The organism is Roseivirga sp. UBA1976 (assembly GCF_002336325.1).
GTDB lineage: Bacteria > Bacteroidota > Bacteroidia > Cytophagales > Cyclobacteriaceae > Roseivirga > Roseivirga thermotolerans.
In genome coordinates this window covers 1-8,348 of sequence record NZ_DDDQ01000060.1, presented here as the reverse complement: position 1 = coordinate 8,348, position 8,348 = coordinate 1, and the positions used below count along the sequence as shown (strand labels likewise).

Annotated in this window: 7 protein-coding genes; 3 read left to right on the top strand and 4 right to left on the bottom strand. The window is 45.5% G+C overall.

Annotated elements, in window-relative coordinates; all coding sequences use genetic code 11:
- On the bottom strand, positions 1–1,092 hold a 1,092-nt coding region (locus tag B3763_RS06640; protein WP_286745004.1), incomplete at its 3' end, for a hypothetical protein.
- Positions 1,093–1,304: 212 nt separating this feature from the next.
- Between B3763_RS06640 and B3763_RS06635 the strand changes: the two genes are divergently transcribed.
- Positions 1,305–2,342 (top strand): PorP/SprF family type IX secretion system membrane protein, encoded by a 1,038-nt coding sequence (locus tag B3763_RS06635; RefSeq protein ID WP_286745002.1) that lies wholly within the window; start codon positions 1,305–1,307, stop codon positions 2,340–2,342.
- A gap of 10 nt (positions 2,343–2,352) precedes the next feature.
- Positions 2,353–3,600: a M48 family metallopeptidase gene (locus tag B3763_RS06630; protein ID WP_286745000.1), complete on the top strand. Its 1,248-nt coding sequence runs from the start codon at positions 2,353–2,355 to the stop codon at positions 3,598–3,600.
- Here the strand turns inward: B3763_RS06630 and B3763_RS06625 are convergent.
- The 3 genes from B3763_RS06625 to B3763_RS06615 are packed head-to-tail and all read right to left on the bottom strand — an operon-like array spanning position 3,587 to position 7,463.
- On the bottom strand, positions 3,587–4,621 hold the full coding sequence (locus tag B3763_RS06625; protein WP_286744999.1) for an NAD(P)H-dependent glycerol-3-phosphate dehydrogenase: 1,035 nt from the start codon (positions 4,619–4,621) through the stop codon (positions 3,587–3,589). The two genes, B3763_RS06630 and B3763_RS06625, sit on opposite strands and share 14 nt — an antisense overlap.
- Positions 4,614–6,317, bottom strand: a complete 1,704-nt coding sequence (locus tag B3763_RS06620) for a 1-acyl-sn-glycerol-3-phosphate acyltransferase (RefSeq protein WP_189630174.1) — start codon at positions 6,315–6,317, stop codon at positions 4,614–4,616. The genes B3763_RS06625 and B3763_RS06620 overlap by 8 nt, the downstream gene beginning before the upstream one ends.
- Before the next feature lie 30 nt (positions 6,318–6,347).
- Positions 6,348–7,463: an aminotransferase class I/II-fold pyridoxal phosphate-dependent enzyme gene (locus tag B3763_RS06615; RefSeq protein WP_286744998.1), complete on the bottom strand. Its 1,116-nt coding sequence runs from the start codon at positions 7,461–7,463 to the stop codon at positions 6,348–6,350.
- A 63-nt stretch (positions 7,464–7,526) separates the two neighbouring features.
- Between B3763_RS06615 and B3763_RS06610 the strand changes: the two genes are divergently transcribed.
- Positions 7,527–8,348 (top strand): lipid A deacylase LpxR family protein (locus B3763_RS06610; protein ID WP_286744996.1); only part of this gene is annotated, 822 nt, incomplete at its 3' end.

Genomic DNA, 8,348 nt, shown 5'->3' with positions numbered 1-8,348 from the left:
ATACTGAATGCGCGCTACAACGCTATCGGGCTGATTAATTCGGTTGAGATGGGTGGTGGCACCACCAATGTCTTGCGTAATGTGGTAAATGGTGCTGTCGGGAGCCAGTTGAAGGCTTCTGCTCTGTAAAGAGCCATACGTTTGTACTGTCTCTATCGATGCATCGGGACGCGAATCGAACATGTTGAATCGATACAAGCCCCCTTCGGTGGCTCTGTTTCGGCTAAAGTAGAGGTAGTTACCTGATAGTGACCATCCGGCCGAACCTCCAAAGGTCTGACCTGCCGCGAAAGAATTGAGAATGGTTCTCACGGTGTTGAGCTGTGGTCCGGGGCCACCGGTTTCTTCGAACTGAATAACTTCTATGTTGGTATTGTTGGCCGGGATTATGGCTATTTGTCCGGTAGCCGCATGAAGGGCAAAATGCTGAGCCCGTATGGGTGATGTAAGGTTTAGGTTAGCAACCAGATCGAACGTTCCTCCGGGTTCAGGAATGCTATGCAATTCAATGATTCCCGTGGTGGCGTTCTGGCTTAGCAACCAGAATTCTTCTAAATCGCGTGAACCGATGACTATCATACCGTCACCTCTGTCGGTAATGCCGGTAGGCATATTTTTTTGTGCCAGCACTACTCCGGCCGGAGGACCATCGGTGCGGTTACCGGCCAGACCGGTGTTGACAGCAGTCCATAAAATTTCTCCGGCTGCATTTCTGTGCAGAAGATATTGAATAAGTTCATTGCCCACTCCCGGGGCCGGGCTTGTACTCATTGCCTGTATGGCATTGGGGTCGGTAAGTATGCCCGTTCCATTTTGCATAACCTGGTTGGTGCCATCATAAATATTTATGCCATCGGAATAGAAGTATAAGTCGCCAGAAAGTGGAGAGGTGGCCGTTACCTTCTCTCCAATATTGTTTTGAGGAATTTTACCCGGATGAAGAATGGGAGGGGCTTCGGGCGATTTGCCAAAGATCAATGCCTGATTGTTCCCCATGAAATACCAATTGTGCTGGGTATAATTCTGCGCTGTTAATGTGAAGGTGGTTAACAGAAACACAGTTAAGAACTGAGCAATCTTCTTTGCGGACACGTTTATCTTTTATCTTATGGACAATTGGCTGAAATCATACCCATAATACGCAGTTATAAAGGTTTTTATTATATTCAGCCCTTCGTTATGATGCCCTAAGATAACGGAATTCTTCTATGTGGAAACGAGCTCTTCTCGTAGAAAAATTAAAAATTGGCAAACTATAGTATAATAGTGACAGGGTTTCTTTCCGTTTAATTGTTAAAACTTACATGCGAAGAGCAGGCATAGTACTTATTTCCTTAATCAGTTTATTCACTTTGAGCGATTTAAAGGCGCAAGACCCTCAGTTCTCGCAATTTTATGCCGCCCCGCTTTATATAAACCCGGCCTTTACCGGAGCCTCTGAATATACCCGAATGGGGGTGAACTATCGAAACCAGTGGCCCAATCTGCAATCTTCTTTTGTAACCTTTTCTTTTTATGCCGACCACTTTATGTATAAGTACAATAGTGGTATAGGTATGATTATTACTACTGACAGAGAAGGCCATGCCGGACTGCAGTCTACCAATATAGGGCTTAGTTATGCCTATCAGCTAAAGATCAATGATAACCTGGTGTTCAGACCGGGAATTCAATACAACTATTTCAATCGGAATGCGGGCTTTCAGAGTTTAGTATTTGCCAACCAAATAGACCCAATTACAGGAGCTATAGATAGAACCATCACAGATCCATCAGTGGCCAACCGTGATTTAAGGGTTAGCTTTGGCGACTTAAGTGTGGGAGGGGTGCTTTATTCCAGAAGGCTCTTTTTAGGGGCTGCCGTACAACACCTCACAGAGCCCAATCAGTCCATTATTGGAGGAGACAGCCCCTTGCCGCAGCGCATTACTCTGCATGGGGGAATTAAGTTTAAGATAGGAAGAGGACCTTTACGTAAAGACCTGACTTACACCTATGCCGAACGCTCCATTACCCCTGTGTTTCAGTACAAGCAACAAGGTAAGTTTTCTCAGTTAGACGTGGGTGCCTTTGTACACCTTGAGCCTATTAACCTGGGTATACAGTACAGGGGAGTACCTTTTAATCAGTTTGAGAACTTCCCCAATAATGAGGCTATTATATTTTCGCTGGGGGTTACCACCAACAATTTCAATATTGGCTATAGTTTCGATTATACCATTTCCGATTTGGGTATTGAGGCGGGGGGAGCTCATGAATTTTCCATGGCCTATTTCCTCAATTTCAACAAGCCCGTGAAGGTGCCAAGGGATAGATGGAGAATACCTTGCCCGAAGAATTAAAGTATGTTGTATGACTCCTGAAGAGTGGCTTTACCTGATTGTTGGTATTGTATCGGTCGATTATGTGGTTGACCAGGGATTAGACTACCTCAACCTGCGCCACTCAAAAACTAAATTGCCCGAAAAGCTCGAAGGCTTGTATGAGGCTGACGAATATGTCAGATCGCAGCAATACCAGAAGGCCAAGGCAAAGTTTGGTTTTGTTACCTCGGCTTTTAGTACATTACTTACCCTTTTGGTTTTATCACTTGGTCTTTTTGGTTGGCTGGACGCCTGGCTGAGAGACTCCATAGACGACCCTATACTGCTCTCGCTGTCCTTTTTTGGTGTGCTCTTTCTGTTGTCTGACTGGGTAAATATTCCCTTTGCTTACTATGCCACCTTTGTGCTGGAAGAGCGATTCGGTTTTAACAAAACAACCTTAAAAACATTTATTACCGACAAGCTGAAGGGCTATTTGCTAATAGCGCTTATTGGTGGTGGGCTTGGGTATGCGCTGCTGTGGATTATACAGGAACTCGGAGCTCAGTTTTGGCTGTATGGCCTGGGGCTTGTATCGCTGTTTATGCTGGTAATGAATCTCTTTTATACTTCACTCATCTTGCCTCTTTTCAATAAGCTTAAGCCTCTTGAAGACGGGGAGCTGAAGGGGCAAATTGTAGCCTATAGCAACAGTGTAGGGTTTCCGCTTAAAAATATCTTTGTAATTGATGGCTCCAAGAGGTCTACAAAAGCCAACGCTTTCTTTTCCGGCCTAGGTAAGCAAAAAAAGATTGTGCTCTACGATACCCTCATTGAAAAGCACACTACCGAAGAATTAGTGGCTGTGCTGGCTCATGAGGTAGGACATTATAAAAAGAAACACATTGTGATGAGCCTGTTGATTAGTGTGGTACAGCTGGCGATTACTTTCTATGTGCTTTCTCTGTTTATGTTCAATGAGAATTTGTCTTTGGCTCTTGGGGGAAATCAATTGGCGGTTCACCTCAATTTTATAGCCTTTGGCCTGTTGTATACGCCAATTTCCAGACTCACAGGCTTGTTGATGAACGCATTGAGCCGAAAGAATGAGTATGAAGCGGATGCTTTTGCGGCAAGCACCTATGCTGCCCAACCTTTAATGACTGCACTCAAAAAGCTTTCAGCCTCAAGTCTTAGCAATCTTAGCCCGCATCCTGCTTATGTCTTTGTTCATTACTCACATCCTCCACTATTGCAACGGCTTGAAGCGATGGAAAAGTTGGCTAAAGAAAGTTGATATCAATATTCCCCTGATAGCGCATCAGATAGTTTACACCCTGTTCGGCTGTCATTTCTCCTTCAAGAATTTTAAACAGGGTCTCTGTAATTAGTGGTTTTAGTCCCTGGCTATCGGCCAGTTGTTTAATAATGCGTATGGTGTTTACACCTTCGGCAGTTTCTTCCATTTCGCCAAGAGCTTCTTGCAATGTGGCTCCTTTGCCAATTTTATGGCCAAGCGTATAGTTTCTACTGCTGGTACTGGTGGTAGTGGCCACCAGATCGCCAATGCCGGCCAGGCCTACGAAAGAAGATATTTCGCCTCCGAGTGCCTTGCCCAGGTAGATCATTTCTACCAAGCCACGGCTCACTAGAAGACCGCGAGAGTTTTCGCCAAGCCCCAGGCCGGAGAGAATTCCGGAGCCAATGGCAATAATGTTCTTAAGAATACCGCACAGCTCTACTCCCCGAAGGTCGGCATTGCCATACACCTGGAAGTTTTCTGAGCGGAGCAGACTTTTGCCTTTGCTAATTACCTCATTGAAGGGCGAGGCTATAACGGTAGCTGCCGGGTGTCCCATAGAAAGTTCAGAGGCCAGATTGGGACCGGCCATACAGCCAACCCGAACAACCACGGTTTCTTTGCGAATTAACTCGCTCATGGTGTAGAGGTTGCTTTTATTGAGTACGAAATCCGGAGCCTTTTTTTCCGGCAGCTCCAGATGGAGCCCCTTGGTGCCATGAATCATCATGTGGTAGGGCCGCAGGTGAGGTGCCAGACTCAGAACCATTTCCCGGAACGATGCTGAGGGAACCATGGGGAAAAGGACATTGCAGTTTTGGGGCAAATCCGATAGGTTGTTAGTGACCTCTACCCGATCGGAAAGCTTTTGCCCTGCACAGGTGCGGGTTTTCTTAATTTCAGCAATGGTTTCTGTGTTTCGTGCATAAAGTAGCACGTTCACGTTTTTGGCCAGTATGTTGGAAACGGCTGTTCCGAAGCTTCCTGCTCCGATTACACCCACCAATTGCTCAGACATATTTTTCGAGATTGTAGCCTACTAGTCGGTTATGATAATAGTACAACAGGTTTAGATCTTGCGTAGTAATATCACCCTTCTTGTTCTTAATCAATGGTCGTTTGGAGTGGTACATGCCCACATTTTTTAAACCATGATCTATGATCTTATCGACTTCTCCGGTCAGGTAAGGAGAGACGCCTATCTCACCGGCATTGTGCATGCGGTGAACCTTGGTTAGCACGCTTTCGAAAGAGGTCTTGAACTCCTCATAGGGAATTACAAGGTCTTCTTCAGGAAGACGCAATATGTTATATAAGTCTAGTTTCTTGAATTTCTTTTGAAGTATAACAAAGGCTGTAAATGCTGCCAGGTGGCTGGCAAATACTTTGTTAATGCGATGGTACTCTTCTACTATTCGTTCACTCAGCATGCGCGTATACTCATCTTCGCGTTGCTGATTTTGCGAAATTATACGCCCGTCTTGAGTGAAGTATTCTTGCGTATCTATAATGCGTCCGTGCTTGTCGAAGCTTTCGCCCTGATCATTAACATAGTTGCCCAACACATCCATAGCTTTACCGATAGAAACCGATATATCAGAGCCCTTAGTAAAGAATTTCAGCAAAAAGGTAGAAATCTTATATGATGTAGAGTATTCGTCATTTTCTACATAGTATCGTTCCTGCCCCTGAAGCTTAAGGTACTGACGGATAAGGCTAGGAGCTTCGAGTACAAAATGATAGTTGAGGGTAACGGGAACTACAAATATTTTTTCCAGGGCATCGCGTTTTCCTTTCTGATAGTTTACCCGCTGGGCTTCAATAGCCGTGCTTAAAAGTCCCAGTTTCAGCCGTTTTTCGATTTGCCCGGAGCGGGACCGGGTACCTCCCGGAAAGAAGAGGCTATGGCAGCCCCGTTGAATTGCCAAACTGGAGTAGGCCTTAAGCGTTTCCAGATACAGCATATTCTTTTTGCGCCTGTCTACCTTATAAGCCCCCAGGCTGTTCATAAAGTAGGCAAACATGCGAATGTTAAAAAGGTTGAGTCCTGCACCATAAATAAATGCTGGCAGCCCCAGTGTGCTAATTACCCAGCCAATTAGTATAGAGTCCAGGTTGCTGAAATGAGTAGGAACCATAATAATGGTGCCCTTCTTGGCCAGTGTGCGCAATTGTTCAACCTCGCCTGTAATATGAATTTTGTCTTGCAGGGTGTATTGTGTACTGAAAATAGACCAAAACCCTCTGGCCCGTGAGGCATTGAGCAATCGGGCAAAACCAAAAGTGACTATGGAGCGGGCCATCCGGTAGCGTGATTTTTTAAAGTTACCCGCTATTTCATTGGAGTACCGGCCAATGATGTCGTAAAGAATGGCGTCCAGTTGCTCGTCTTTGGCTTTGTCGTCTTCAGTTTGTGCAATGTCCAGCAACCGTTCCTTAATTGAGTTAAGAAAGGCGGCTTCATCGGGCGGGTCTACTGCCCATGGGTTTCTTTTAATCCGTAGTTTTTCTCTAAAGAGGGTTGTCTCAATTTCTTCTATGAGTGCCTCACGCGATTTATTGTTGGCTTTTATTCTGCGTATGCTCTCCTCAGTTACTTCTTTAATAAATTCCGCTCTGTTGCGGCTAAGAGCCACTACTGGCCATTCATTTATTCCACCCGGCAATACCTGATCGTACTTCTTCTTGGTGTAATCTTTAGAGTTGGATTGCATTCAGTATTAAATATGTTCAAAAGCCGACCATTACGAGTCGCTTCTCTTAGTCAGTCTTTTCAGTTGCCCACAAAGTAATACAATTTCTTCTTCAGTATTAAAGCTGTGCAGGCAAATCCGAAGGCGTTCGGTGCCTTCTTTTACTGTCGGACTTAAAATGGGCCGTACATCCAGCCCTAGTTGCAGTAACTCTGAGGCTACCAATTTGGTTTTATCGTTTCCGCCAACCACTACAGCCTTGATGGCCGAAGGGGAGGCGTTTTCGGGTAATAACGAGTTGAATAGTTGACTGTTGGCTTGTAGCTTTAACTGTCGCCATGGGGCAGAACTAAGCTGCCCGAAAGCTTCCTGAATAGAAATAAGCTCGAAATCGGAGGGTGCCGTGGTATAGATAAAGGGGCGGGAAAAGTTAATGAGATAGTCTTTTGCTGTGGCATTGGTGGCTATGGCCGCACCATGAATACCCATGCCCTTACCAAAGGTGTATACTACAGCAAAAACCTGTTCACTAAGCCCAAGCTCATTTACCATTCCGCTACCATTTTTTCCGAAAACACCTGTGCTATGCGCTTCATCTATAATGAGATGGGCCTTGTGTTTTTGTGTTAGTGTCACCAATTCTTGGAGCGGAGCGGCATCTCCATCCATCGAATAGACTGACTCTACTGCCACATATACCTGGCCTTCCGATTGTTCCAGCTTTCGGGAAAGATCATCTAGCGCATTGTGTTTGAAAGGCATCTTGCGAGCCAGACTCAATCGCGCACCGTCTTTAATGCAGGCATGAGAGAGCTCATCGTACAGTATGGTGTCGCCTCGTTGCGGAATGGCTGAGAACAAGGCCAGATTGGCCATGTATCCGGAATTGAAGACCAGGGTGCTTTCAGACTGAAAAACATCGGCCAACAACGACTCCGTAGCTTCAGTGAGTTGAGAGTTGCCGGTGATCAATCGTGAGCCTGTAGAGCCGTTGAGGCTGTGCATAGAGCTGTATCGCTCCATAATAGTCTCCTTTAATTCTTTCGATTGGGCCAGACCCAGGTAATCGTTCGATGAAAAATCGATCAATCCCTTGGTTGGAGTGCGCAACTCCCTGAAAGAGTTGGTGCTTTTACGCTTATTTAGTTGGTTTAGCAGTCTTTCCATTTCGGCTAAAAGTGTGGTGTAAGCGAAAATTAATTCACACTTTTGCGCTCAATCTACGAATACATGAGGTTTCTCAGGCCAATTGTCTTTGCATCTTTATTAATTTCTTTTGGGCTACAGGCTCAAACCGAGTTTAGAAACCGCGAGTTTTCTATTGTCAATGAAAATGACGTGTACCTGTTTCTCGGCATTGATCGGTACTACTCCAATGGAATGTTCTTTAACTACCGCTTCTTGCCCAAAAACAAAAAATCTTCCAAAAAAGTAATTTATGAAGTGGGGCTGGCTCAGCGTTTTTGGACTCCCCAAGACCTGCGAATAATAAACCCCGAGGCCTATTACAGGCCTTATGCCGGACTGCTCAATGGTAATTTTCAAGTGGCCGAATTCCCTGAAACCTATAAACGCATTAGCTACGGCATAGAGCTGGGAGTGATAGGCAAGGCATCCGGAGCGCAGGCATTTCAGGAATGGTACCATAAGCAGTTTGGCTTTCCACAACCGCAGGGGTGGAAAAACCAAATACCCAATGGATTTGTGTTTAATTTTTCGCTAGAGTATAACCGGCAGTTTGTGCTGGTGCCAAGCCGGTTCGATCTAATAACCACATCGGCCATGCAGTTGGGCAACGCCTTTGTGAATGCCAGGCAGCGAATAGACCTGAGGTTTGGACATTTGAGGGGTCTTAGTAAGAGTGCTTTTGTAAATGCCCTGATTGGCGAAGGTAGCCGCAGCATGGAAACCCACAACTACTTCTTTTTAGGCTATGGTTTGGAAGGTGTGGTACACAACGCTACCATACAAGGGCATGCCTTTAACGCCAATGCCCCACACACTGAAGAAATAATGCCTTGGGTAAGGCACATGCGCCTGGGGTGGGCTACC

Bases quoted from the DNA above. Each gene is read 5' to 3' on its own strand.
- B3763_RS06635 (WP_286745002.1), top strand. From the start codon at position 1,305: ATGCGAAGAGCAGGCATAGTACTTATTTCCTTAATCAGTTTATTCACT.
- B3763_RS06630 (WP_286745000.1), top strand. From the start codon at position 2,353: ATGACTCCTGAAGAGTGGCTTTACCTGATTGTTGGTATTGTATCGGTC.
- B3763_RS06625 (WP_286744999.1), bottom strand. From the start codon at position 4,621: ATGTCTGAGCAATTGGTGGGTGTAATCGGAGCAGGAAGCTTCGGAACA.
- B3763_RS06620 (WP_189630174.1), bottom strand. From the start codon at position 6,317: ATGCAATCCAACTCTAAAGATTACACCAAGAAGAAGTACGATCAGGTA.
- B3763_RS06615 (WP_286744998.1), bottom strand. From the start codon at position 7,463: ATGGAAAGACTGCTAAACCAACTAAATAAGCGTAAAAGCACCAACTCT.